At 69.6% G+C, this 23,986-nt stretch carries 20 protein-coding genes; 7 read left to right on the top strand and 13 right to left on the bottom strand.

Annotated features, from left to right (window positions below; genetic code table 11):
* Positions 1 to 50 precede the first annotated feature (50 nt).
* The 8 genes from whiA to MWM45_RS07970 form a co-directional block, all read right to left on the bottom strand.
* A complete protein-coding gene (gene whiA, locus MWM45_RS08005; RefSeq protein WP_247828997.1) occupies positions 51 to 1,031 on the bottom strand; it encodes a DNA-binding protein WhiA in 981 nt (326 codons plus the stop codon).
* A 10-nt stretch (positions 1,032 to 1,041) separates the two neighbouring features.
* On the bottom strand, positions 1,042 to 2,067 hold the full coding sequence (locus tag MWM45_RS08000) for a gluconeogenesis factor YvcK family protein (RefSeq protein ID WP_197060660.1): 1,026 nt from the start codon (positions 2,065 to 2,067) through the stop codon (positions 1,042 to 1,044).
* Positions 2,067 to 2,966, bottom strand: a complete 900-nt coding sequence (gene rapZ, locus MWM45_RS07995; protein ID WP_247828996.1) for an RNase adapter RapZ — start codon at positions 2,964 to 2,966, stop codon at positions 2,067 to 2,069. The genes MWM45_RS08000 and rapZ overlap by 1 nt, the downstream gene beginning before the upstream one ends.
* 114 nt (positions 2,967 to 3,080) lie before the next feature.
* Complete coding sequence (gene uvrC, locus MWM45_RS07990) at positions 3,081 to 5,123, bottom strand: excinuclease ABC subunit UvrC (protein ID WP_247828995.1); 2,043 nt, start codon at positions 5,121 to 5,123, stop codon at positions 3,081 to 3,083.
* A gap of 99 nt (positions 5,124 to 5,222) precedes the next feature.
* Positions 5,223 to 5,891 carry a lysophospholipid acyltransferase family protein gene (locus tag MWM45_RS07985; RefSeq protein ID WP_247828994.1) on the bottom strand — a complete coding sequence of 223 codons (669 nt, stop codon included), beginning with the start codon at positions 5,889 to 5,891 and terminating at the stop codon, positions 5,223 to 5,225.
* Positions 5,878 to 6,552, bottom strand: a complete 675-nt coding sequence (locus MWM45_RS07980; RefSeq protein WP_247828993.1) for an HAD hydrolase-like protein — start codon at positions 6,550 to 6,552, stop codon at positions 5,878 to 5,880. Before MWM45_RS07980 ends, MWM45_RS07985 begins: the two co-directional genes overlap by 14 nt.
* 75 nt (positions 6,553 to 6,627) lie before the next feature.
* On the bottom strand, positions 6,628 to 9,540 hold the full coding sequence (gene uvrA, locus MWM45_RS07975) for an excinuclease ABC subunit UvrA (RefSeq protein WP_247828992.1): 2,913 nt from the start codon (positions 9,538 to 9,540) through the stop codon (positions 6,628 to 6,630).
* Positions 9,541 to 9,625: 85 nt separating this feature from the next.
* On the bottom strand, positions 9,626 to 10,003 hold the full coding sequence (locus tag MWM45_RS07970) for a GntR family transcriptional regulator (protein WP_247828991.1): 378 nt from the start codon (positions 10,001 to 10,003) through the stop codon (positions 9,626 to 9,628).
* 127 nt (positions 10,004 to 10,130) lie between these two features.
* Here MWM45_RS07970 and MWM45_RS07965 point away from each other — a divergent pair, with 127 nt between their 5' ends.
* Positions 10,131 to 10,781, top strand: a complete 651-nt coding sequence (locus MWM45_RS07965) for an MBL fold metallo-hydrolase (protein WP_247828990.1) — start codon at positions 10,131 to 10,133, stop codon at positions 10,779 to 10,781.
* A 36-nt stretch (positions 10,782 to 10,817) separates the two neighbouring features.
* Here MWM45_RS07965 and MWM45_RS07960 read toward each other — a convergent pair whose 3' ends face one another.
* Positions 10,818 to 11,591 carry a trans-aconitate 2-methyltransferase gene (locus tag MWM45_RS07960; protein ID WP_247828989.1) on the bottom strand — a complete coding sequence of 258 codons (774 nt, stop codon included), beginning with the start codon at positions 11,589 to 11,591 and terminating at the stop codon, positions 10,818 to 10,820.
* Between the two features lie 47 nt (positions 11,592 to 11,638).
* Here MWM45_RS07960 and MWM45_RS07955 point away from each other — a divergent pair, with 47 nt between their 5' ends.
* The 3 genes from MWM45_RS07955 to MWM45_RS07945 all read left to right on the top strand — a co-directional run bounded on the left by MWM45_RS07955 (position 11,639) and on the right by MWM45_RS07945 (position 16,035).
* Positions 11,639 to 14,182, top strand: coding sequence for a DEAD/DEAH box helicase (locus tag MWM45_RS07955; RefSeq protein WP_247828988.1), 2,544 nt, complete (start codon positions 11,639 to 11,641; stop codon positions 14,180 to 14,182).
* Between the two features lie 24 nt (positions 14,183 to 14,206).
* Positions 14,207 to 14,683 carry a GNAT family N-acetyltransferase gene (locus MWM45_RS07950; RefSeq protein ID WP_043445153.1) on the top strand — a complete coding sequence of 159 codons (477 nt, stop codon included), beginning with the start codon at positions 14,207 to 14,209 and terminating at the stop codon, positions 14,681 to 14,683.
* 86 nt (positions 14,684 to 14,769) lie between these two features.
* Complete coding sequence (locus MWM45_RS07945; protein ID WP_247829176.1) at positions 14,770 to 16,035, top strand: alpha/beta fold hydrolase; 1,266 nt, start codon at positions 14,770 to 14,772, stop codon at positions 16,033 to 16,035.
* A 287-nt stretch (positions 16,036 to 16,322) separates the two neighbouring features.
* Here the strand turns inward: MWM45_RS07945 and MWM45_RS07940 are convergent, their stop codons facing one another.
* The 4 genes from MWM45_RS07940 to coaE all read right to left on the bottom strand — a co-directional run bounded on the left by MWM45_RS07940 (position 16,323) and on the right by coaE (position 22,060).
* Positions 16,323 to 17,192 (bottom strand): YhjD/YihY/BrkB family envelope integrity protein, encoded by an 870-nt coding sequence (locus tag MWM45_RS07940; RefSeq protein ID WP_247828987.1) that lies wholly within the window; start codon positions 17,190 to 17,192, stop codon positions 16,323 to 16,325.
* 372 nt (positions 17,193 to 17,564) lie between these two features.
* Positions 17,565 to 18,641, bottom strand: a complete 1,077-nt coding sequence (locus tag MWM45_RS07935; protein WP_247828986.1) for a TerC family protein — start codon at positions 18,639 to 18,641, stop codon at positions 17,565 to 17,567.
* A 246-nt stretch (positions 18,642 to 18,887) separates the two neighbouring features.
* Positions 18,888 to 20,963: an excinuclease ABC subunit UvrB gene (gene uvrB / locus MWM45_RS07930; protein ID WP_247828985.1), complete on the bottom strand. Its 2,076-nt coding sequence runs from the start codon at positions 20,961 to 20,963 to the stop codon at positions 18,888 to 18,890.
* An 83-nt stretch (positions 20,964 to 21,046) separates the two neighbouring features.
* Positions 21,047 to 22,060, bottom strand: coding sequence for a dephospho-CoA kinase (coaE, locus tag MWM45_RS07925; RefSeq protein WP_247828984.1), 1,014 nt, complete (start codon positions 22,058 to 22,060; stop codon positions 21,047 to 21,049).
* A 40-nt stretch (positions 22,061 to 22,100) separates the two neighbouring features.
* On the opposite strand from coaE, the gene MWM45_RS07920 reads away from it, so the two are divergent.
* The 3 genes from MWM45_RS07920 to MWM45_RS07910 all read left to right on the top strand — a co-directional run bounded on the left by MWM45_RS07920 (position 22,101) and on the right by MWM45_RS07910 (position 23,888).
* On the top strand, positions 22,101 to 22,538 hold the full coding sequence (locus MWM45_RS07920; protein ID WP_247828983.1) for a hypothetical protein: 438 nt from the start codon (positions 22,101 to 22,103) through the stop codon (positions 22,536 to 22,538).
* A gap of 63 nt (positions 22,539 to 22,601) precedes the next feature.
* Positions 22,602 to 22,829 (top strand): alpha/beta-hydrolase N-terminal domain-containing protein, encoded by a 228-nt coding sequence (locus MWM45_RS07915; RefSeq protein WP_247828982.1) that lies wholly within the window; start codon positions 22,602 to 22,604, stop codon positions 22,827 to 22,829.
* Positions 22,830 to 23,363: 534 nt separating this feature from the next.
* Positions 23,364 to 23,888 (top strand): small multidrug efflux protein, encoded by a 525-nt coding sequence (locus tag MWM45_RS07910; RefSeq protein ID WP_247828981.1) that lies wholly within the window; start codon positions 23,364 to 23,366, stop codon positions 23,886 to 23,888.
* Positions 23,889 to 23,986: the final 98 nt, after the last annotated feature.

Raw genomic sequence — 23,986 nt, 5'->3', positions numbered from 1 at the left:
GCGTCCCGCTGATCAGAAGCGGGCTTGCTGTTCCATCCTATGCACTCAGCTCACTCGTCGAGCATGTCGGCGGTCACATTCGCATCGGTGCCCGGGATCCCGATATCCGTGGCCCGCTTGTCCGCCATCGCGAGCAGCCGCCGGATCCGCCCGGCGATCGCGTCCTTGGTCATCGGGGGGTCCGCGAGCCGACCGAGCTCGTCGAGGCTCGCCTGCTTGTGGGCGACCCGCAACTCGCCCGCGTAGCGCAGGTGCTCGGGGACGTCCTCGCCGAGGATCTCGAGGGCGCGCTCCACCCGGGCACCGGCCGCGACGGCGGCCTGGGCCGAGCGGCGCAGGTTGGCGTCGTCGAAGTTCGCCAGGCGGTTCGCGGTGGCGCGGACCTCCTTGCGCATGCGGCGCTCCTCCCACACCATGAGGGCGTCGTGGGCACCCATCCGGGTGAGGAGGGCGGCGATGGTGTCACCGTCGCGGATGACCACGCGGTCCACGCCGCGCACCTCGCGCGCCTTCGCCGCGATGTCCAGCCGGCGGGCCGCTCCGACGAGCGCGAGGGCCGACTCCGGACCCGGGCACGTGACCTCCAGGGACGAGGACCGTCCCGGTTCGGTCAGGGAGCCGTGGGCCAGGAACGCGCCCCGCCATACCGCCTCGGCGTCCGCCGTCGAACCGTTGACGACGGCCGACGGCAGGCCGCGGACGGGCCGGCCCCGGCTGTCGAGCAGCCCGGTCTGGCGTGCGAGGGACTCCCCGTCGCGGACCACGCGGATCACGTACCGGTTGCCGCGCTTGAGGCCGCCGCCCGTCACCACGATGATCTCGCTGCTGTGGCCGTACACCTCGGCGATGGCGGCGCGCAGCCGGCGGGCCGTGGACGCGAGGTCCACCTCGGCCTCGATGACGATCCTGCCGGAGATGATGTGGAGTCCGCCCGCGAATCTCAGCAGCGCGGACACCTCGGCCTTGCGTACCGAGGACTTCTTGACGTCGAGGTGCGAGAGCTCCTCTTTGACGTCGGCGGTCAGTGCCACAGATACACTCCTAGATCTCCCCGAACATGTCGTTGTAGGACGTCGCCAGCCGCAGCGGATCATGCACGGGTTTGCCGGTCGAAACTCCCACTCTACCGAAGACGGCGCGCCCGCCCATCCCGGCGACGGCCCGCTCGAACTCCTTCCGGTCCGCCACCACCGAGGGGTCCACGAGGACCACGTCGACCGTCAGCTCCGGCGCGTACCGCGAGATCACGCTCAGGTGGTCGATGGCGCTCATGCCCAGGGTCTCCCGGGTGTCGTTGCTCAGGTTCATGGTGAGGCACCGTCGGGCGGAGGTGCGGCACAGCGCGTCCCGCAGGTCCGGCAGGAGCAGGTGCGGCAGCACGGAGGTGTACCAGGAGCCGGGGCCGAGGATCACCCAGTCGGCCAGTTCCACGGCCTCCAGGGCGTCCTGGCACGCCGGGGCGTCGTCGGGGACCAGCCGGACGTTGCTCACGTTGCCGGTGTCCGCGGCGACCGCGAGCTTCGCCTGCCCGGACACCGTCGTGACGCGCAGCGACCCTCCGGACTCGCTCAGCACGTCCCCCTCGATGGTCAGGGGAACGCTCGCCATGGGCAGCACCCGCCCGCGTGCTCCGAGCAGCGCGCCGGCCCACTGCAGGCCGGCCACCGGGTCGCCGAGCAGCTCCCACAGCGTGACGATCAGGAGGTTCCCCATGGCGTGGTCGTGGAGGGAGCCCTCCGTGCCGTTGCGGGAGGAGAAGCGGTGCTGCATGACGTCGCGCCAGGTGCGTCCCCAGTCGGTGTCGTCGCACAGGGCCGCCAGCGCCATGCGGAGGTCTCCCGGGGGCAGGACCCCGAGTTCGCGCCGCAGCCGGCCGGAGGACCCGCCGTCGTCGGCCACCGTCACGATCGCGGTCAGTTCCTGCGTCAGGAGCCGCAGCGCCGACAGCGACGCCGACAGCCCGTGGCCACCCCCGAGGGCGACGACGGACGGGCCCGCCCCCTGGCCGTCACCCGAGCGGCGCGGAGCCGCCGGGGCGAGCGGCAGCGATCCGGTCATCGCCCCCACTACTCACGCCCGAGGTCGCGGTGGTGGGACGAGACCTGCACGCCGGGCAGCTGCGCCAGCCTCTTCGCCATCTCCTCCGTCACGGCGACCGAACGGTGTTTCCCGCCGGTGCAGCCGACGGCGATGGTCGCGTAGTGCTTGTTCTCGCGGCGGTATCCGTCCAGGACGGGGACCAGCGCGTCCACATAGCGGTCGATGAAGTCCCCCGCGCCCTGCGCCCCGAGCACGTACTCGCTCACCGGCGCGTCGAGCCCCGTCTGCGGGCGCAGTGCGGGCACCCAGTGCGGGTTCGGGATGAAGCGCACGTCGGCCACGTAGTTGGCGTCCACCGGGAGCCCGTACTTGAACCCGAAGCTCATGACGTTGAGGCGCAGGACGATGGGCCCGGCATCGGAGAACAGCTCCGTGACGGTGGTGGCGAGGGCATGCACGTTCAGCTTGCTCGTGTCGATCACGACGTCGGACGAGTCCTTGAGCTCCCTCAGGACCTCGCGCTCGGCGGCGATGCCGTCCAGGATCCGGCCGTCGCCCTGCAGGGGGTGCGGCCGGCGGCCCTGCTCGAAGCGGCGCACCAGGACGTTGTCGTCCGCGTCCAGGAACAGGACGCGGTGGTGGACGCCCGCGGCCCGGAGGGCCTCCAGGGACGCCTTGATGTCGCTGAAGAGCTCCTTGCCGCGCACGTCGACGACGACGGCCAGCTTCGGGATCGACTGCGGTGTGCGCGCCACCAGTTCCGTCAGCGTGGTGAGCATCTGGGGCGGGAGGTTCTCGACGACGTACCAGCCGTGGTCCTCGAGCGCGTTGGCGGCCGTGCTGCGCCCGGCGCCCGACATGCCGGTCACCACCAGCAGCTCGGATTCGGTGGGTTTGACCGGCGTCAGGCTCATGGCCTCAGTCATCGTGATGGATCCGTTCCGGCTCGACGGGGCTCCCGGTGGCCCGGCGTTCCCTGGGGTGTATGTCCACGTGCGTGCGTTCCCGGCGGCACGACCGGCCGCCGTGCCTCAGCCTAGCTAATCTTCGATGATCTCGCCCGTGGTCATGTTCACGGCGGGCGCGGCTGCCTCGTCCGTGGTGAGCGACGCACGGATGGTCGCAGCGAGGGCGGGCCCCACCCCCGGGACCCCGACGAGTTCGTCGACGGTCGCGGCACGGATCTTCTTGACCGACCCGAAATGCTTGAGCAGGGCCTTCCGCTTGGCCGGCCCCAGTCCGGCGACGTCGTCGAGCGCGGACGCCGTCATGGACTTCCCGCGCTTCTGGCGGTGGAACGTGATGGCGAAGCGGTGCGCCTCGTCGCGGATGCGCTGCAGCAGGAACAGCCCCTCCGATGCGCGCGGCAGGATGACGGGGAACTCGCTGTCCGGGACCCAGACCTCCTCGAGGCGCTTCGCGAGACCCACCACGAAGACGTCGTCGATCCCGAGGTCCTGCAGCGCGCGGGCGGCGGCCGCCACCTGCGGCGGGCCGCCGTCGACGACGACGAGGTTCGGCGGGTAGGCGAACCGGTTGCGTGTGATCGCCGTCGTCGTGTCCCTGATGGGCGTGCCCTGCTCGTCCACGTCGGGGTGTTCGAGGACCGACGCGTCGTCGTCCACCGGGTCGACGTCCGGGTCGAGGTCCGGGGCGGCGGCGTCGCGCGGGGCCCCGTCCTTGCCCGCGAGGTAGTTGCGGAAGCGGCGGTGGATGACGTCGTACATGGACGCGGTGTCGTCCCGTGCGGCGTCCCCGGTGATGGAGAACTTGCGGTACTCGGACTTCCGCGGCAGGCCGTCCTCGACGACCACCATGGATGCCACCACGTTGGTGCCCTGCACGTGCGAGATGTCGAAGCACTCGATGCGCATGAGCGGCTGCGGCAGGTCGAGCGCCTCCTGGAGCTCCTGCAGCGCGGCGGACCGGGTGGTGATGTCACCGGCCCGGCGGCTCTTGTGCAGGCGCAGGGCGTCCGCGGCGTTCTGCTCGACGGTGCCCATGAGCGTGGCCTTGTCCCCGCGCTGGGGCACCCTCACCTCGACCCGTGACCCGCGCAGGCCCCGCAGCCACTCCAGCATCTGGTCCTCGTTGCTGGGCAGGACCGGGACGAGGACCTCGCGGGGGATCTGTTCGTTGCTGCTGCTGCCCTCGCCGTACACCTGCTGCAGGAGGTGCTCCACGAGGTCCGCGGTGTCCATGTCCTCGACCTTCTCCACCACCCAGCCGCGCTGGCCCCTGATGCGGCCGCCACGGACGTGGAAGACCTGGGCCGCGGCCTCGAGGTCGTCCTCCTTGAGGGCGAAGATGTCGGCGTCGGTGTCCTCGCTGAGGACGACGGTGTTGCGTTCGAAGACCCGGCGCAGGGCGGCGATGTCGTCGCGCAGGCGGGCCGCGGACTCGTAGTCCAGTTCGGCGACCGCCTCGCGCATCTTCCGCTCGAGGCCGGCGATGAACTTCTTCGAGTCCCCGGACATGAAATCGCAGAACTCGCCGGCGAGGGCCTTGTGGTCCTCCGGGCTGATGCGCCCCACACACGGCGCCGAGCACTTGTCGATGTACCCGAGGAGGCAGGGCCTGCCCGTGCGTTCCGCGCGCTTGAACACGCCGGTGCTGCAGGTGCGGACGGGGAAGACGCGGAGCATCGTGTCCACGGTCTCGCGGATGGCCTTCGCGGGGTAGAACGGCCCGAAGTACCGCGTGTCCTTCTTCTTGTCACCGCGCATGACCTGCACGCGCGGGTACTTCTCCCCCATGGTCACGGCCAGGTAGGGGTAGGACTTGTCGTCGCGGAACATCACGTTGAACTGCGGATTGAACTCCTTGATCCACGTGTACTCGAGCTGCAGCGCCTCGAGCTCGCTGCCGACGACGGTCCACTCGACGCTCGCCGCGGTGAACACCATGCGGCGCGTCTTGGCCAGCAGCCCCTGGGGGCTGGCGAAATAGGAGTTCAGGCGCGAGCGGAGGTTCTTGGCCTTGCCCACGTAGATGACCCGGCCGTGCTCGTCGCGGAAGCGGTACACGCCCGGGTCGAGGGGGATCTCGCCTGTCTTCGGCCGGTAGGTTACTGGGTTCGCCACGTCCTTCATCCTATGGCCGCGCGGTGACACGGCCCGACCCGGGGGCCGGTGTTCCGCTGCCGGCTGCACGGGCGGGCCGCACGGCCCGAGGGTGCCTCGCTACTCCGCGGGGGGACTCTGGTTGTAGGAGGCCACGCGCTCCTGGCCCGTGAGCGCGGCGATGCCGTCCATGATGGCGTCGGTGGCGCTCCGGCGTGCAGGCAGCGGGTGCCCCGGCCCGGTCTTCGCGAAGACGAGCGGCTCCCCGATCCGCAGCGTGAAGTGCTGGGGCCGGATGCCCTTCCCGCCCGCCGGCTGCAGCGCGTCGGTGCCGATCAGTCCCACCGGCAGCACGGGCGCTCCGGTGGTCAGGGCCAGCCAGCCGACGCCGGTCCTCCCCCGGTAGAGCCGCCCGTCCCGCGAGCGGGTGCCCTCCGGGTAGATGCCGACGCCGTCGCCCTGCTCGAGGAGGTCGAGCAGGGTCCTGAGGGCCTGGACACTGGCGGCCTGCTGCCCGCGTTCCACGGGGATGGACCCCACGCCCTCGAAGAACCCCTTCATGAGGGCGCCCTTCACCCCGGTCCCCGTGAAGTACTCGGCCTTCGCGAAGAACGCGACCGGTCGGGGCATGAGCGCCTGCACCAGCACACTGTCGAGGAAGGAGAGGTGGTTGGGGGCGACGATGAACGGCCCGTCCCCGGGCACGTTGTGGAGCCCCTCGACGGTGGGGCGGCACAGGCCGGCGATGAGCCCGCGCGTGGCGCTGCGCGTCAGGTCATAGATGCCCACGCAGCACCTCCAGCAGGGCGTCGGCGGACCCGACGACGGCGGCCGCCCCCGCGTCCTCCAGTTCGCCGGGCGCGGCGAAGCCCCAGGTGACGCCGACGCAGGCCAGTCCGTTCGCGGCGGCGCCCTCCACGTCGTGGCGGCGGTCGCCCACCATGATGGCGCGTCCAGCGGGCCCCGCCTCGTACCCGTGGTGTTCGAGGGCGGCGCGGATGATGGGCGTCTTGCCGCCGGCCGTCGCCGCTTCGTCCCGCGGCGAGCCGTGGACGGAGGAGAAGAGGTCGCGCAGCCCCTGCACGGCGAGGAGCTCCTCGGCGAGCCATTCGGGCTTCTGGGTGGCGACCGCGACGGTCGCGCCGCCGTCGAGCAGTGCTTCCACGCACCGGGCCATGCCCGGGTACGGGCGGCTCCGGGACATCCCTGTGGCCAGGTACCCGGCGCGGTAGGTCGCGACGACGTCGGGGACGCGCGACGCCGGCACGCCGGCGGTCGCGGTCAGCGAGTGGACGAGGGACGGCCCGATCATCGCCTGGAGCGCGTCGTCGGGCGGGACCGGGAATCCGTGGTGCTCGAGTGCGGCGCTGATGCCCCCGGTGATCGTCCCTGCCGGGTCGACGAGCGTTCCATCGAGGTCGAAAAGGATCAGCGCACGCGTATTTGCCACCGGCCAAGCTTGCCATAGCACCGGGAGGGCAGGCGTCATCCATGCCCTCCCGGGCATGCCGGGCCCGAGGCAGGGCTACCCGGCGGCCTTGGCGAAGACCTCCTTCAGGAAGGTGCCCGTGTAGCTGCGCTCGTTCTTCGAGACCTGTTCCGGCGTGCCGGTCGCGATGATCTGCCCGCCGCCGGAGCCGCCGTCCGGCCCGAGGTCGATCACCCAGTCCGCGCTCTTGATGACGTCCAGGTTGTGCTCGATCGTGATGACGGTGTTGCCCTTGTCCACGAGGCCCTGCAGCACCAGCAGGAGCTTGCGGATGTCCTCGAAGTGCAGGCCCGTGGTCGGCTCGTCGAGGACGTAGATGCTGCGCCCGTTGGAGCGCTTCTGCAGTTCGCTCGCGAGCTTCACGCGCTGCGCCTCGCCGCCGGAGAGCGTGGTGGCGGGCTGCCCGAGCCTCACGTAGCCGAGGCCCACCTCCACGAGCGTGGTGAGGTGCCGGGCGATCGGGCTGAACGCCGCGAAGAACTCGGCCCCCTCCTCGATCGGCATGTCCAGGACGTCGGCGATGGTCTTGCCCTTGTAGTGGACCTCGAGCGTCTCGCGGTTGTACCGCGCCCCGTGGCACACCTCGCACGGGACGTAGACGTCGGGCAGGAAGTTCATCTCGATCTTCAGCGTGCCGTCGCCGGAGCACGCCTCGCAGCGGCCGCCCTTGACGTTGAAGGAGAACCGCCCGGGCAGGTAGCCGCGGACCTTCGCCTCGGTGGTCTCGGCGAAGAGCTTCCGGATGTTGTCGAAGACGCCCGTGTAGGTGGCCGGGTTGGAACGCGGGGTGCGGCCGATGGGGCTCTGGTCCACGTGGATGACCTTGTCGAGGTGCTCCAGCCCGTCGATCCGCTTGTGCCGACCTGCCACCTGCTTGGCGCCGTTGAGCTTGTTGGCGAGCACCTTGTAGAGGATGTCGTTGACGAGGGTGGACTTGCCCGAGCCGCTGACGCCGGTGACGGCGGTGAGCACCCCGAGCGGGATCGTGGCGTCGACATTCACGAGGTTGTGCTCGCGCGCGCCGACCACCTTCAGCTGGCGCGACCGGTCGATCTTCCGGCGCTTCGCCGGGATCTCGATCTTCCGGCGGCCCGAGAGGTAGTCGCCGGTCAGCGACCTCTCGTTGGTGAGCAGGTCCTCGAGGAGGCCGGAGTGCACCACTTCGCCGCCGTGCTCGCCCGCGCCCGGGCCGATGTCCACGATCCAGTCGGCCTCGGCGATGGTGTCCTCGTCGTGCTCGACGACGATGAGCGTGTTGCCGAGGTTCCGCAGGCGCGTGAGGGTCTCGATGAGCCGGCGGTTGTCCCGCTGGTGCAGGCCGATGGACGGCTCGTCGAGGACGTAGAGCACGCCCACCAGGCCGGAGCCGATCTGCGTCGCGAGGCGGATGCGCTGGGCCTCCCCGCCGGACAGCGTGCCCGAGGCGCGCTCCAGGTTGAGGTACTCCAGGCCGACGTCGAGGAGGAACGTCAGGCGCGCCTGGATCTCCTTCAGCACCTGGTTGGCGATCTGCGCCTCGCGGCCGGTCAGGACGAGGTTGTCGAGGAAGTCCGCGCAGTCGCGCATCGGCATCGCGGAGACTTCGGCGATGTTCCGGCCGTTGATCAGCACCGAGAGCGAGGCCGGGTTGAGCCGCGCGCCACCGCACGTGGGGCACGGGATCTCCCGCATGTACTCCTCGTACCGGTCCCGTGAGGCCTCGGATTCCGTCTCCGTGTGCTTGCGCTGGATGTACTGGATGGCGCCCTCGAAGCCCGTGCTGTACTTCCGTTCCCGTCCGAACCGGTTCTTGTACTGCACCACCACCTTGTGGTCCTTGCCGTACAGCGCGGCCTCGCGGGCGCGGTCCGGCAGCTTGCGCCAGGGCGTGGTGACGTCGAAGTTCAGCTCGGACGCGAGGCCCTGGAGCAGCCGTGTCCAGTACTCGAGGGTCGCCGTGCCGAGCGACCACGGCGCGATCGCGCCGTCGGCGAGGCTGAGGTCGGGGTTGGGGACGACGAGTTCCTCGTCGACCTCCAGCTTGGTGCCGATCCCCGTGCAGGCGGGGCAGGCACCGAAGGGGTTGTTGAAGGAGAAGGACCGCGGCTCCACCTCGTCGATGGCCAGCGGGTGCTCGTTGGGGCAGGCCAGGTGCTCGGAGAAGGCGTGCAGGCGCTTGGCGTCGTCCTCGGGGAGGTCGACGAACTCGGCGAGGACGCGGCCGTCGGCGAGCTTGAGGGCCGTCTCGACGGAGTCGGTGAGGCGCTGCCGGATGCCGCTCTTGACCACGAGGCGGTCGATGATGACCTCGATGGTGTGCTTGTACTGCTTGCCCAGCTTGGGCGGTTCGCTGAGCTGGATGAGCTTGCCGTCCACCCGGGCCCGCGAGTAGCCCTTGGCGGTGAGCTCCTGGAAGAGGTCGACGAACTCCCCCTTGCGTGCCCGGACCACGGGTGCGAGGACCTGGAAGCGCGTCCCCTCCTCGAGTTCGAGGAGCTGGTCCACGATCTGCTGGGGGGTCTGCTTGGCCACCGGCTCGCCGCAGACGGGGCAGTGCGGGCGTCCCACGCGCGCCCAGAGCAGGCGCATGTAGTCGTAGATCTCGGTGATCGTGCCCACGGTGGAGCGGGGGTTCTTGCTGGTGGACTTCTGGTCGATCGAGACCGCGGGCGAGAGGCCCTCGATGAAGTCGACGTCGGGCTTGTCCACCTGCCCGAGGAACTGCCGTGCGTACGCGGACAGCGATTCGACGTAGCGCCGCTGCCCCTCCGCGAAGATGGTGTCGAACGCGAGCGAGGACTTGCCCGATCCGGAGAGGCCGGTGAAGACGATCATGGCGTCGCGCGGCAGGTCGAGATCGACGTTCCGCAGGTTGTGTTCGCGTGCACCCTTGACGATCAGCCGGGAGAGGTCCTGGGGAGCCGGCTCCGGGTTGTGGGCGTGCTGCTCAAGAGAATTTGCTATAGACACCAGATAACTGTAGGAGAAAAGCCGTTCGAAAGCATATTCGAATAGTCCCGGATCCGCGCTGGCGCGGCGCGCCCGCGCGTGCCGTTCACCCTCGGCGCAATGCCGCCCTCAGCATGGCGACCGCTTCCGCTTCCGGGACCCCGGCGGAGTGGACGACGGCGGCGAACGCATCCGCGGCGTCGGCCACGCGCTCCCGGGCCGTGTCGCCTCCGGCGGCGATGACGGTCCCGGCCCGGCCCCTGGTCTCGACGACACTGGCCTGCTCCAGTTCGCGGTAGGCGCGGGCGACGGTGTTCGCGGCGACACCGAGGTGGGCGGCGAGTCCGCGCACGGGCGGCAGGCGCGTGCCGACGGCTGCTTCGCCGGAATTGGCGGCGCCGAGGACGGCCTGCTTGATCTGCTCGAACGGCGGCACGGTGCTCTTCTCGTCCAGCCTGAGCCACCGGGGAATGCCCTGCTCCATGCCCTGTCCCTTCCGTCACGGATCCGCGGACCCTGGCCGGCCCGTCCACCTGAGACCCTACCGTCGCTGCGGCCCCCACCCCGGGCCCGTTCCGCCGGGGCGCGGGCGCCCTGCCTACACTGTGCTCATGACCGAGCCCCTGCACGACCTCAGCGAAGTGACGATCCGCAGCCTCTCCGTCTCGGAGATGGACAACAACGTGTACCTGCTCACCTCGAAGTCGAGCGGCGCCCAGGTGCTGATCGACGCGGCGGACGACGCCCCCGCCATCCTCGGGCTCCTCGCCGACGCGCAGGAGGACACCGACGCCGAGGCGCGCGTGGCCCTGATCGTCACCACCCATTCGCACTGGGACCACGTCCGTGCCCTGGCCGAGGTCAAGGAGGCCACGATGGCGCGCACCGCGGCCGGGGCGGACGACGTCGCGGACATCGCCGTGGCGACGGACGTCCCGCTGGAGCACCACGACGTCGGCTCCTTCGAGGGCTTCGAGCTGGAGGCGATCCACCTGCGCGGCCACACGCCGGGTTCCATCGCCCTCCTGTACCGCGACCCCCACGGACCCGCGCACCTCTTCACGGGCGACTCGCTGTTCCCCGGCGGCCTCGGCAACACCCAGGGCGACCCCGGCCGCTTCGCGTCCCTGTACGACGACGTCGTGACGCGGATCTTCGACGAGCTGCCCGACGACACCGTGGTGCACCCGGGCCACGGCAGGGGCACCACGCTCGGGGCGGAGCGGGGATCGCTGACGGAGTGGAAGCAGCGCGGCTGGTAGCCGGCCGGACGGTCGGCATCCCGGCCGTGGCGCCTTTCAGGAGGGCCGGTGCCCGACGGCGAAGATCCGGCGGAAACCGAACACCGTCCCGTGCTCCCCGGCAGGATATGCGCGGCGCAGCAGGTCCCCGTAGCCGGCCTCGAACTCCTCGGCCTCGTCCGCGGACAGCGCGTCCAGGATGGGCCGCAGGCCGGTGCCGCGCACCCAGCCGAGGACGGCGTCCTCCCCCGGCAGCACCTGCTCATAGGTCGTCTCCCAGACGTCCGCCTGCAGTCCCGCGGAGAGCAGGAGCCCGAGGTAGTCGGAGGGCTCGCCGACCGCATCGTCATGGCGCAGGACGCCGTCGAGCCGGGAGGCCCACCGCGGGCTCGCCGCGTGGACACGCATCAGCGCGTGCGACGGTGCCGAGAAGTTGCCGGGAACCTGCACCGCGAGCCAGCCACGCTCCGGGAGCGCCCGCGCCCACCGGTCGAGGAGGCCCGCGTGACCGGGCACCCACTGCAGCGCGGCATTCGTGACGATCACGTCGTCGCCCCCCGGGGTGTGGTCGCGCAGGTCGCGGACCTCGAACCGCAGGTTCGGGAGCGTCGGCCGCTGCCGCGCGGTGTCGATCATCTCCCCGCTGGAGTCGACACCGACCACCTGCGCGTCGGGCCAGCGGCGGGCGAGCGTCTCCGTCAGATCGCCCGGCCCGCACCCGAGATCGACGACGGTCCGTGGGGCGTCATGCCCCACCCGTGCGACGAGGTCGAAGAACGGGCGCCCGCGATGTCCCGCGTGGCGGGCGTAGAGTCCAGGATCCCAGCGCATGGCTCACCCTAACCTCCGCCGAACCGCACCGGTAGGCTGAACGGATCATGACAATCCAAGAGCACCTCCCCCGGCACGACGACGGCCGACTCACCGCGGACGCGGTCTACGAGGCCTTCACCGGCTGGGCGACGGGCCGCGGCCTGACCCTGTACCCGGCGCAGGACGAGGCCGCGATGGAGCTCGTCTCCGGTGCCAACGTCATCCTGGCGACGCCCACCGGCTCCGGGAAGTCCCTCGTCGCGATCGCCGCCCACCTGAAGTCCTTCGCCGAGGGCCGCACCAGCTACTACACGGCCCCGATCAAGGCCCTCGTGTCCGAGAAGTTCTTCGCACTCTGCGACATCTTCGGACCGGAGAACGTCGGCATGATCACGGGCGACTCCGGCGTGAACCAGGACGCGCCGATCATCTGCTGTACCGCGGAGATCCTCGCCAACATCGCACTGCGGGAGGGCGCCCAGGCGGACGTCGACACCGTGGTCATGGACGAGTTCCACTTCTACTCGGACCCGCAGCGCGGCTGGGCATGGCAGGTGCCGCTCCTCGAACTGCCGCAGGCCCAGTTCCTCCTGATGTCCGCGACCCTCGGCGATGTCACGCGCTTCGAGAAGGACCTCACGGAGCGCACCGGCCGCCCGACGGCGACCGTCACGTCCGTGGAGCGGCCCATCCCGCTCCACTACTACTACGTCGAGACGCCCATCCAGGAGTCGCTCGAGGAGCTGCTGGCCACGCGGCAGGCCCCCGTCTACGTGGTGCACTTCAGCCAGGCCGAGGCGATCGAGCGCGCGCAGAACCTCATGAGCGTCAACGTGTGCACGCGCGAGGAGAAGGACCGCATCGCCGAGCTGATCGCGACCTTCCGGTTCTCCGCCGGCTTCGGGAAGACCCTCAACCGGCTGGTGCGCCACGGCATCGGCGTCCACCACGCCGGGATGCTGCCCAAGTACCGGCGCCTCGTCGAGCAGCTCGCCCAGGCCGGCCTGCTCAAGGTCATCTGCGGCACCGACACCCTCGGCGTGGGCATCAACGTGCCCATCCGCACCGTGCTCCTGACCGCCCTCAGCAAGTACGACGGTGTCCGCACGCGCCTGCTGAACGCGCGGGAGTTCCACCAGATCTCGGGCCGCGCCGGCCGCGCGGGCTACGACACCGCGGGCACCGTCGTCGTCCAGGCGCCCGAGCACGTGGTGGAGAACGCCAAGGCCATGGCCAAGGCGGTGTCCAAGTTCGGCGACGACCAGAAGAAGCTGCGCCAGGTGGTGCGGAAGAAACCCCAGCAGGGCTTCGTCTCCTGGGGCAAACCCACCTACGACCGGCTCGTGGAGAGCATCCCGGACCCGCTGACGTCGTCGTTCTCCGTCAGCCACTCCATGCTCCTGAACCTCCTCGAGCGGCCCGGCGACCCCTTCACGGCCACCAAGCGGCTCCTGACGGAGAACCACGAGACGCGCGCGTCCCAGCTCCGGCTCATGCGCCGGGCCATCGGGATCTACCGCGAACTCGTCACCGCCGGCATCGTCGAGAAGCTCCCCGAGCCCGAACCGGACGGCCGCCGCGTGCGGCTCAAGGTGCACCTGCAGGCCAACTTCGCCCTCAACCAGCCGCTCTCGCCCTTCGCGATGGCGAGCCTCGAACTGCTCGACCCGGAGGCGCCCGGCTACGCGCTCGACGTCGTCTCCGTCATCGAGGCCACACTCGAGAAGCCCCGCCAGGTCCTCAACGCGCAGGAGAAGAAGGCCCGCGGGGAGGCCGTGGCCGCGATGAAGGCCGAGGGCATCGACTACGACGCCCGAATGGCCCGCCTCGAGGAGGTCAGCTACCCGAAACCCCTCGAGGAACTGCTGCAGCAGGCCTTCGACGTCTACCGCGCGTCCGCGCCGTGGCTGGGCGACTTCGAGCTGGCCCCGAAATCCGTGGTGCGGGACATGTACGAGCGGGCCATGAGCTTCGGCGAGTACGTGGCGTTCTACTCCCTCACACGCTCCGAGGGCATCCTCCTGCGCTACCTCGCCGACTGCTACAAGGCGCTTCGCCACACCGTGCCCGTCGAGGCGCTGCGCGAGGACCTCAGCGACATCCTCGAATGGCTCGGGGAAGTGGTCCGCCAGACCGACAGCAGCCTGCTCGACGAGTGGACGCAGCTGGCGGCCGGCCTCACGCCGGTCGCTGCGGCGGACGCCGTCGACCTGCCGGACGAGCCGCCGTCCGTCACCTCCAACGAACGCGCCTTCCGCGTGATGGTGCGCAACGAGATGTTCCAGCGGGTCAGGCTCTTCGCCGACGAGCAGGACGCCGCGCTCGGGACCCTCGACGCCGAGTCCGGCTGGACCGCCGACCGTTGGGCCGAGGCCCTGGACGGCTACTTCGGTGACTACGAGGACATCGACGACGGCCCGGACGCCCGCGGGCCGAACCTCCTGCTCATCACGAAGACCCCCGCGGCGTGGAAGGTGCGGCAGATCCTGAAGGACCCGGAGGGCAACAACGACTGGGGCATCAACGCCGAGATCGACCTCGCGGCATCCGACGAGGCCGGCAGCCCGGTGGTGAAAATCCTCGGCGTCGGCGGTCCGGCGGCCGGCTGACCCACCCTTGGCTAGGCTGGAGGAATGACTACCATTCGGGAAGCACGGCCGGCGGACGTTCCGGTCATCCTCCAGCTCATCCACGACCTGGCCCACTACGAGCGGGAGCCGGACGCCGTCCGGAACACCGCCGCGTCGCTCGAGGCGGCCCTGTTCGGTGAGCGGCCCACCATCTACGCCCACGTGGCGGAGGCCCGGGGGGAGGTCCAGGGATTCGCGCTCTGGTTCCTCAACTACTCCACCTGGGAGGGCGTCAACGGCATCTACCTCGAGGACCTCTACGTGCGGCCCGAAGCGCGCGGAGCGGGACACGGCAAGGCGCTCCTCGCGAACCTCGCCCGGATCGCCACCGAACGCGGCTACGCCCGCGTGGAGTGGTCGGTACTGAACTGGAACGAGCCGTCCATCCGCTTCTACGAGAGCCTCGGTGCGGCGGCGCAGTCCGAGTGGAGCACGTTCCGGCTGACGGGCGACGCGCTCGCCGGCGTCGCTGCCCTGTGAGCGGGCCGACTCCCGGGCAGGGCGCCCCCGACGGTCCCAGCGCTTCCGATCATCCTGCCGAGCACACCGTCGGCACGACCGCCGTCATGCGCGGCCTGCGCGCCACCGGCCACGTGTTCAGGGTCCCGCTCGACCACGCCGACCCCGGCTCTCCCCGCATCGAGGTGTTCGCCCGCGAGTACTCCTCCACCGAGCATCGCGACGACGAGGTGGCACGGCTCCCCTGGCTCCTGTTCCTGCAGGGCGGCCCGGGCGGCCGGGGCGTACGGACCACCCGGCTCTCGGGCTGGATGAAGGCCGCGGCCCGTGACTTCCGGATCCTCATGCTCGACCAGCGCGGCACCGGGCTCTCGACGCCGGCCGACGCCGACACACTCGGCGCCCTGGGGTCCCCGCAGGCCCAGGCCGACTACCTCGCGCACTTCCGCGCCGACTCGATCGTCGCCGACGCCGAACTCATCCGCCACCGGCTGGACAGCGGACCCTGGACGGTCTTCGGACAGAGCTACGGCGGCTTCTGCACCCTCACGTATCTCTCCCGGGCACCGCAGGGCATCGAGCGCGCACTGATCACCGGCGGGCTCGCGCCCCTGGCCGGCTCGCCCGACCAGGTGTACCGGGCCACGTTCGCGCGCGTCGAGGAGCGCAACGCCGAGTACTTCGCCTGGTATCCGGAGGACCGTGACCGCGTCACGCGCATCGCCCGCCACCTCGCCCGTGTGGAGGAGTTCCTCCCGAGCGGTGAGCGGCTCACGGTGCGGCGGTTCCAGATGGTCGGTTCCTTCCTGGGGGGCAACACGCGCGTCCACGGCCTCCACTACCTGCTGGAGGACGCGTTCACGACGACGGCGGACGGTCCCCGCCTGTCGGCGTCGTTCCTCGAGCAGGTCCACGCCGTCGTGAGCCGCGCAGCGCAGCCGCTGTACGCGCTGCTGCACGAGTCGATCTACTGCCAGGGGCCGGCCTCGTCGTGGTCCGCCGCGCGGATCCTCGAGGAGTACCCCCGGTTCAGGGACGACGCCGACGAGGTCCTCCTCACCGGGGAGATGGTGTATCCGTGGTACTTCGAGGAGGACCCGGCGCTCCGTCCGCTGCGGGCGGTCGCCGACGTCCTCGCGGAGAAGAACGACTGGGGACCCCTGTACGACGAGGACGTCCTGGCGACCAACACCGTCCCGGCCGCGGCTGCCGTGTACCGCCACGACATCTACGTCGACAGGGACCTGTCATTGGCGACGGCGGCGTCGGTACGGAACCTGGAAATCTGGGAGACGGACGAGTTCCACCACGACGGCATCGCCGACGACGGCGAGGCGATCTTCGAGCGGCTGCTCGGTATGGCGCGCAGCTAGCGGGGAACCTCGTCGCCCGCGCTCGGGCCACCGTCCGAGCTCGCCCGGATCCGTTCGCGCGGACGTCCGGCAGGGACTAGGAGTCAGGGTCCGAACCGGGTGCTCGGCCCTCCTGTCCTCGCCGCACTGCTCCGAGGAGAACCTGGATTCCGGCTCGGTGTCGGCTTCGCCGGCGACAATGCTCGCGGGTCGGGATCAGTCACGGCGGAGACGCCGTTCCGGGCGACGTGGTGATCGCGGAGCCCCTCCGCAGTCTCGCCCGCCGATTCCCTCCACCGCAAGCCATGTCAGTGGCGGCCGTTCGCTGCCGTGGGAGGTGCAGCTGCCTCACCCGAGTGGCTCCACAGTCGCCCGATCATGGCGAGGTGGACGACGCGCCCGACGGTCAGCGAGGCGAGGAGCACTGCCATCAGCACGAACAGCCATCCGATGTACGAGAAGGCCAGGCCGAGGACACCGAACTCGTCGGCCGAGGCCGCAAAGATCCGGGGAAGGTAGACGCGGCCCACTGCCGTGGCCCCGGCGATTCCCAGTCCGGCGAGGATCGATCCCGGCAGGAGTGCCTGCAGGCTGACGGTGCGGTTGACCACGAGCCATAGGGCGATCCACCACAGCAGGCACCAGATCGCCGCCTCCAGGGTGAACCCGAGCACCGAGATGGCGCCCGTGCCACGCACGACGCTGCGGGTGGTGATGATCAGCAGGAGCCCGATGACGATGGCGATGATTGCAGCGACCCAGCGCCAGGCGAAGCGGAGGCCCACCTTCGGGGTTTTCCAGATCTTGCGGAAGCAACGCTCGAGTGCCCGGGTGAAGGCGGTTGCGGCGATGAGCAGCAGCAACACACTGGCGACCTGCGTGAAGGTGACTCCCTCGGCAGGGTCCGGCATGGACTGCTGCACGAGTTCTGCCGTGTCCTGGTCGAGGCTGAGACTCTCGGCGAAGAGCGAATCCGCCTCAGGGTTCACGCTTCCCCGCAGCGACCCGGTCACGATGAGGATCGGCAGGATGGACGTGAACGCCTGGGCCGCGAGCGTCATCGCCCGATCGAAGAGCTCGAGGTCGCGGAGGTCGCGGAGGGAACGCACCACGACGCGCCCCGCCGTCGAGCGCACGCCGGCCCGGACGAGTCGGTGCGTCTGCAACTGGATCGGCACGGTCCGGCCTCACTGCACGAGGTCATCGACGTCGGACCCGGGGGCCAGGTCATGCTCGCCGAGGGGCGGAGCGGATGGGCCGACGGCCATGGGTGCTGCGATCTGCTCCCTGTAGTTCGAGGTCACATCATCCTCCGCATCGTCCGTGGGGCGGGTGGTTCCGGTCCCGCCATCGAGCGGCGGGAGCGGAGCAACTCCGGGATCATCACCAGTGGACGACCCTACGGAGGCCACCGCATCACGTAAACAGGGTGAAAAGGCCGTTGGGCGGGCGGGACCACCGCCGTTTCCTCGCGGGATGGCCGGTACACAGAAGGGACCCCGCACGCGGTGTGCGGGGTCCCTTCGTCGCGCGATGGGTGCCTGTGGAGCCTAGCGGCGGGGCCCCTGCACCTCGGCCTCCTCGGCAGCCTGGGCGAGTCCGTCGTCGACCGCGGGCTCGTCGGTGGTCTCGGTCCCGGCCTTCTCCGGGGCCGTTCCGGTGACCCGGGAGCGGATCAGGCTGGCGATCACGGCGACGACGATGGTGGCCACGATCACGGCCAGCGACACGAAGGTGGGGATCTCGGGCGCCCACGCGATGTGCTCGCCGCCGTTGATGAAGGGCAGTTCGTTGACGTGCATCGCGTGCAGGATGAGCTTGATGCCGATGAACGCGAGGATCACCGACAGCGCGTGCTTGAGGTAGATGAGGCGCGTCATCAGGCCGCCGAGCAGGAAGTAGAGCTGGCGCAGGCCCATGAGCGCGAAGATGTTCGCCGTGAACACGATGAAGGCGCTCTGCGTCAGGCCGAAGATCGCGGGGATGGAGTCGACGGCGAACAGGAGGTCGGTCAGGCCGATCGTCACGAAGACGATGAGCATCGGCGTGAAGACCTTCTTGCCGTCGACCACCGTGCGGATCTTGTTGCCGTCGTAGTGGTCCGACATCGGCAGGACCGAGCGGAGCTTCGCGATGAGCTTGTTGTCGCCGGCCTGCTCCTCGTCCTCGCCGGAGTCCGTGGCCTGCTTGTAGGCGGTGTAGAGGAGGAAGGCCCCGAAGATGAAGAAGATCCAGCTGAAGTTCTCGATCACGGCGGCACCGAGGGCGATGAAGATCCCGCGCAGCACCAGGGCGATGATGATGCCCACCATGAGCACTTCCTGCTGGTACTTCCGGGGTACCGAGAAGCGCGCCATGATGATGATGAACACGAAGAGGTTGTCGATGCTGAGGCTGTACTCGGTGATCCAGCCGGCCACGAACTGGCCGCCGTACTCCGGCCCAGTGAAGACGAACATCAGGGCCGCGAACACCAGCGCCAGGCCCACATAGAATGCGACCCAGAGTCCCGCTTCCTTCATGGATGGTTCGTGCGGCCGCTTGACCACGAGCAGCAGGTCGAACAGCAGGATCAGGCCGAGCACGATGAACGTGCCGACCTCGAACGCTACGGGTAATGCGGGCATGAAGTACCTTCCGAGGGTGCTGTGGATCGCCGTGAGTCTCTCCGTCGCGGCTTCGAACCGACCGACCGCTACGCCCGGCGGGGCAACTGTGCCTCGCGTGCTGACGTCCGTAGCGCTTAGGGATACTCCCTCACGTCGGGATAATGCTACCCGGCGGGCAGGAGGGCCGACGAACGCGCCCCTCGGGCGTTCGTCCGCCGGCCTCCTTGACACGGTGCCGTCCGGCGGGACGTCGCCCGCCCGCGCTCAGGCGTGCCCGGCGGACTGCATCTGGCGCAGTTCCTTCTTCAGGTCCCCCACCTCGTCGCGCAGGCGCCCGGCCAGCTCGAACTGCAGCTCCGCGGCGGCCGCGTGCATCTGGTCCGTGAGCTGCTGGATCAGGTCGGTGAGGTCCTCGGCGGGGACCGACGCCAGGCCTTCGTGCCGCCCGGCCCCCTTCTTCGGCTTCCGGGACTTGCCGGCTTCCTCGAGCAGGGCGCGGGTGTCGGCGTCCTCCCGGTTGATGGTGTCCGTGATGTCCGCGATCCGCTTCCTGAGCGGCGTGGGGTCGATGCCGTGCTTCAGGTTGTGGGCCACCTGGATCTCCCGGCGCCGGTTGGTCTCGTCGATCGCCCGCTCCATCGAGTCCGTGATGCGGTCCGCGTACATGTGCACCTCACCGGACACGTTGCGTGCCGCACGGCCGATCGTCTGGATGAGGGAGGTCGCGCTCCGGAGGAAGCCCTCCTTGTCCGCGTCGAGGATGCTGACGAGCGACACCTCGGGCAGGTCGAGCCCCTCGCGCAGCAGGTTGATGCCCACCAGGACGTCGAACGTGCCCATCCGCAGTTCCCGCAGCAGTTCCACGCGGCGCAGCGTGTCGACGTCGGAGTGGAGGTACTCGACCTTCACCCCGTGCTCGAGCAGGTAGCCGGTGAGGTCCTCCGCCATGCGCTTGGTGAGGGTGGTGACCAGGACGCGCTCGTTGATCGCCACGCGCTTCCGGATCTCGTCCAGCAGGTCGTCGATCTGGCCCTTGGTCGGCTTGACGACCACCTCGGGATCGATGAGCCCGGTGGGCCGGATGATCTGCTGCACGAAGCCGTCGGCCTTGCCCAGTTCGTACTTGCCCGGGGTGGCGGACAGGTAGACCGTCTGCCCGATGCGGTCCTGGAATTCGTCCCACTTCAGCGGGCGGTTGTCCATGGCCGACGGCAAGCGGAATCCGTGGTCCACGAGGGTCCGCTTCCGCGAGGAGTCACCCTCGTACATGGCGCCGATCTGCGGGATGGTCACGTGCGATTCGTCGACGACCAGCAGGAAGTCGTCGGGGAAGTAGTCGAGCAGGCAGTGCGGCGCCGAGGCCGGATCGCGGCCGTCGATGTGCCGCGAGTAGTTCTCGATGCCGTTGCAGAAGCCCATCTGCTGCATCATCTCGAGGTCGTACGTCACGCGCATGCGGAGGCGCTGCGCCTCCACGAGCTTGTTCTGCGATTCGAGTTCCGCCAGCCGCTGCTGCAGTTCGTCCTCGATGTCCTTGATCGCCCGCGTCATGCGGTCCTCACCGGCGACGTAGTGCGAGGCGGGGAAGACGTACATCTCCTCCTCCTCGCGGATCACGTTCCCGGTCAGCGGGTCGAGGGTGTAGATGTTCTCCACCTCGTCCCCGAAGAACTCGATCCGCAGGGCGTGCTCCTCGTACATGGGGATGATCTCGACGGTGTCGCCGCGCACCCGGAACGTGCCGCGGTGGAAGTCCATGTCGTTGCGCGTGTACTGCATGCCCACGAACTGCCGCAGCAGCGCATCCCGGTTCATCTGGTCGCCGCGGCGCAGGGTGACCATCTTGTTGATGTACTCCTCGGGCGTCCCGAGGCCGTAGATGCAGGAGACGGTGGCGACGACGATGACGTCGCGGCGCGTCAGCAGGGCGTTGGTCGCGGAGTGCCGGAGGCGCTCGACCTCCTCGTTGATGGAGGAGTCCTTCTCGATGAAGGTGTCCGTCTGCGGGACGTAGGCCTCGGGCTGGTAGTAGTCGTAGTACGAGACGAAGTACTCGACGGCGTTGTTGGGCAGCAGCTCCCGGAACTCGTTGGCGAGCTGCGCGGCGAGGGTCTTGTTCTGCACCATGACCAGGGTGGGGCGCTGCACCTGCTCGATCAGCCAGGCGGTCGTGGCGCTCTTGCCGGTACCGGTGGCGCCGAGCAGGACGACGTCCTTCTCCCCCGCATTGATGCGCTCCGCCAGTTCCTTGATGGCCGTAGGCTGGTCGCCGGCCGGCGTGTACTCGCTGATGACCTCGAACGGGGCGACCACACGCTTGATTTCCTGCGCAAGACTCATGTCTCAACGGTAGTCCCTGCCACCGACACTTCCCCCGCCGATCTGCTGGCGGCTGAAAGCCGACCCGCGCCCTCCGGGAGACCTCAGACGGCACCGAGCGCCGGGCCGACCGTCACCGTCACGTCAATCGCCGGGTCGGCCGCCCGGTGGGGCGCCGTCGGTGGTGTCCGTCCGTGACCCGAGGTGCGCTCGTCCCTCGGGAATCCCGCCCCCGCCACGGCGTCCGACGCCGCGTCGATGGCCCCGCCAGGCGGGACGACGACGCGGAGGGCCGCACGCACGACGTCGGCGGGCAGCCCGGTTCGCGTCTGGTCCGGTGCCCCGTCGGGCGCGCCGTCCGGTGCATCGTCAGGTGCCACGGAACAGCCCAGAGGGAGGGCGGCGTCCAGTTTCCCTCGGATGCGGTCCGCGAGTCGGCTCGTTCCCGCGAGGCCCGCGGTCGGACGCGCGGCGCCTCCGACCGCCGGCCGTTCGTCTGCAGGCCTTCCGGCTGCCAGGTTGTCGCGGAACGGCACGATGCGCGTCCGCCACAGGCCCTCCGTCGCGGCGAGGAGCTCGTCGACCCCGCGATCGTTGACGAGCACGGCGTCCGCCGCGCGCAGCCGGTCCCCACGGGAGACCTGCGCGGCGATGCGCCGTGCGGCATCGCCGCGCTCCATGCCCCGATGGTCCACCATGCGTTCGATCCGCAGAGCGTCGGGGGCATCGACGACGACGACCAGGTGGAACCGTGCGGCCTGGCCGGTCTCGACCAGGAGCGGGATGTCCTCGACGACGACGGCATCCTCCGGCGACCCCTCGATGAGCGCCGCAGCCGCGGCCCTGACGCGCGGATGCACGATGGCGTTGAGTCGCTCGCGGGCGGTCGCGTCGGCGAAGACGAGGCGCCCGAGCGCGGGCCGGTCGAGCCCGCCGTCGGCTCCGAGGATCTCCGGTCCGAAGGCGGCGACGACGGCGTCGAGCCCCTCCGACCCCGGCTCGACCGCGGCACGGGCCAGGACGTCGGCGTCCACCAGCACCGCCCCCCGCTCGGCGAGCCGGCGGGCCACGACCGACTTCCCGGCAGCGATGCCCCCTGTGAGTCCGATACGCAGCATGAACCAACCCTAGTCCGCGCCGCACCCAGGAGGGCCGGGCTTGGGCTCGGACGCCATCGTCGACATCGCCACGCTCACCGGAGCCTCGTTGATGCCCCTCGGGCAACTGACCGCCGCCCTCTCCGGCAACGACCAACCTCTGGTGGACAGGGTGCGCGCCGCGGCCGCGCTCACCGACGAGCAGGTCTGGCAACTGCCGCCGGAGCCCCAGCATCGCAAGCAACTGGACTCGGACATCGCGGACATTTCAAACCTTGGCGGGAAGTACGCAGGGGCGACCACTGCCGCACTCTTTCTCGCCGATTTCGTGGGTAGCACCCCCTGGGCCCACCTGGACATCGCCGGCACCATGCACACGGACACCGACGACCTCTGGCGATCGAAGGGCGCTACCGGTTCTGGCATACGGATCCTGATCGAAATCGCCCGCAGCTTCGCTTCCGGCCAGGCCGCTCCTGTCCCCCTTTCAGCCGGTTGAATGGGAGCCGATCTACGCGCTCCGCCGCCTGCAATCCCTATCCACTGAACCAAATTGCGGGAAATGATGAAGACCGTGGCGATCTTCCGACGCAGCACCGCTTACTTCCAGGCGCACCTCGTCAATCTGGTCTGCGCACTCGGGCTGGCGTCACTGGCGTTGACCCCCTCACTGGTGCCACGCCCCACGGTGTTCCAGGGGTTCCTGGCCGGTCTCTGGTTCATGATCGGCTTTCAGTCCGGCCCGTCGGTCATCGAGACGATCGATACGCACGACCCCAGCAGGGAGTGACAGCACGACGGCAAGCCCATCACACCCCGCATCACCGATAATCGACCATATGTCAACTTGAGTTGACGAACGCCCCTACTCGTCACTGCTCGCGCCCATCTGGTCGAGCGCCGCGGTGAGGTTGTCAGCGGCTGGCAGGGCACGCTGCTCTGCGGCCGGCACGTTCCCGTACGTGTAGACGACGCATCAACCGACGCCACATCCGGCGCTCGAGCGAGTTGATCAAGTGCGGGACCCTTTGCTCGAGGGATCCGCTGGGCACCGGCAGCAGGATCCACCATGCCCTCACTGCGGGATTGATGTCGGAGGCTGTGCGGTCAGACGAGACGACGTGGTGGAAACATCCCCGCCGCCGGTGTGACGAACGCCTCGTCATAAGGTCTTGACTCTGTTCTCGGAACAGGCTCTTGAATGGTTCCTGCACGCGGAATCACGCCCGTGACAGAGCGCAACCGGCGCCGCCGCAGAAGCGTGATGAAGGACCGTGAAGCAACCCGCGCTCCCCGCCGGGACCACGAAGGAGAACAGAGCAAAATGAACAACCCCTATGAGGGAATGCAGGAGTGGGTGCAGGAGTTACCCGAGATCGTGCAGCCATTAGGCGTTGCCGTCGCCGGCATGATCCCCTACATCGAAGGCGAGGGTGCCGCCGGTATCGGTATCCTCCTCGGAATCAACCCTGTCATGGCGGCCGTCGCTGCCATGATCGGCAACTTCCTGAGCGTGCTCGCCGTCGTCACCATCAGTTCACGTGTCCGCGAGAAGGTCGTAGCCGGTCGAGGAGGCGGCGGTGAGTCGGCAAACTCTGCAGCCGCAGCGCCGTCGGCCAGGCGCGCGAAGGGGCAGCGGCGCCTGCAGGGCTGGCTCTCCCGGTTCGGTGTGCCGGGCGCGAGCCTCCTGGCCCCTCTTGCTCTTCCCACGCAACTGACCGCCCTGTTCTTCGCGGCGTCCGGCGTCAGGACGGAGCGGGTCCTGTTCTGGCAGGCGATTGCCATCGTGGTGTGGACCGTTGTCATCTCGGTGCTCGCGACCGGGCTGGTCGGAGTTCTCGGCTGGTAGCGGTGGCTTTCGGATCGCTGGTTCCCGCTACAACTTGACCGTGTGGTGGGACCATGGAGTCTCCTTCTGAAGGATCGACCGACACATAGCAGGTGCGT

Source organism: Arthrobacter antioxidans, from assembly GCF_023100725.1.
Classification (GTDB): Bacteria; Actinomycetota; Actinomycetes; order Actinomycetales; family Micrococcaceae; genus Arthrobacter_D; species Arthrobacter_D antioxidans.
This window is presented reverse-complemented; position numbering and strand designations above follow the sequence as displayed.

Bases quoted from the DNA above. Each gene is read 5' to 3' on its own strand.
- MWM45_RS07945 (WP_247829176.1), top strand. From the start codon at position 14,770: ATGCGCGGCCTGCGCGCCACCGGCCACGTGTTCAGGGTCCCGCTCGAC.
- MWM45_RS07960 (WP_247828989.1), bottom strand. From the start codon at position 11,591: ATGCGCTGGGATCCTGGACTCTACGCCCGCCACGCGGGACATCGCGGG.
- rapZ (WP_247828996.1), bottom strand. From the start codon at position 2,966: ATGACTGAGGCCATGAGCCTGACGCCGGTCAAACCCACCGAATCCGAG.
- MWM45_RS07955 (WP_247828988.1), top strand. From the start codon at position 11,639: ATGACAATCCAAGAGCACCTCCCCCGGCACGACGACGGCCGACTCACC.
- MWM45_RS07910 (WP_247828981.1), top strand. From the start codon at position 23,364: ATGAACAACCCCTATGAGGGAATGCAGGAGTGGGTGCAGGAGTTACCC.
- MWM45_RS07970 (WP_247828991.1), bottom strand. From the start codon at position 10,003: ATGGAGCAGGGCATTCCCCGGTGGCTCAGGCTGGACGAGAAGAGCACC.
- uvrB (WP_247828985.1), bottom strand. From the start codon at position 20,963: ATGAGTCTTGCGCAGGAAATCAAGCGTGTGGTCGCCCCGTTCGAGGTC.
- coaE (WP_247828984.1), bottom strand. From the start codon at position 22,060: ATGCTGCGTATCGGACTCACAGGGGGCATCGCTGCCGGGAAGTCGGTC.
- MWM45_RS07965 (WP_247828990.1), top strand. From the start codon at position 10,131: ATGACCGAGCCCCTGCACGACCTCAGCGAAGTGACGATCCGCAGCCTC.
- MWM45_RS07950 (WP_043445153.1), top strand. From the start codon at position 14,207: ATGACTACCATTCGGGAAGCACGGCCGGCGGACGTTCCGGTCATCCTC.
- MWM45_RS07935 (WP_247828986.1), bottom strand. From the start codon at position 18,641: ATGCCCGCATTACCCGTAGCGTTCGAGGTCGGCACGTTCATCGTGCTC.
- MWM45_RS07915 (WP_247828982.1), top strand. From the start codon at position 22,602: ATGATGAAGACCGTGGCGATCTTCCGACGCAGCACCGCTTACTTCCAG.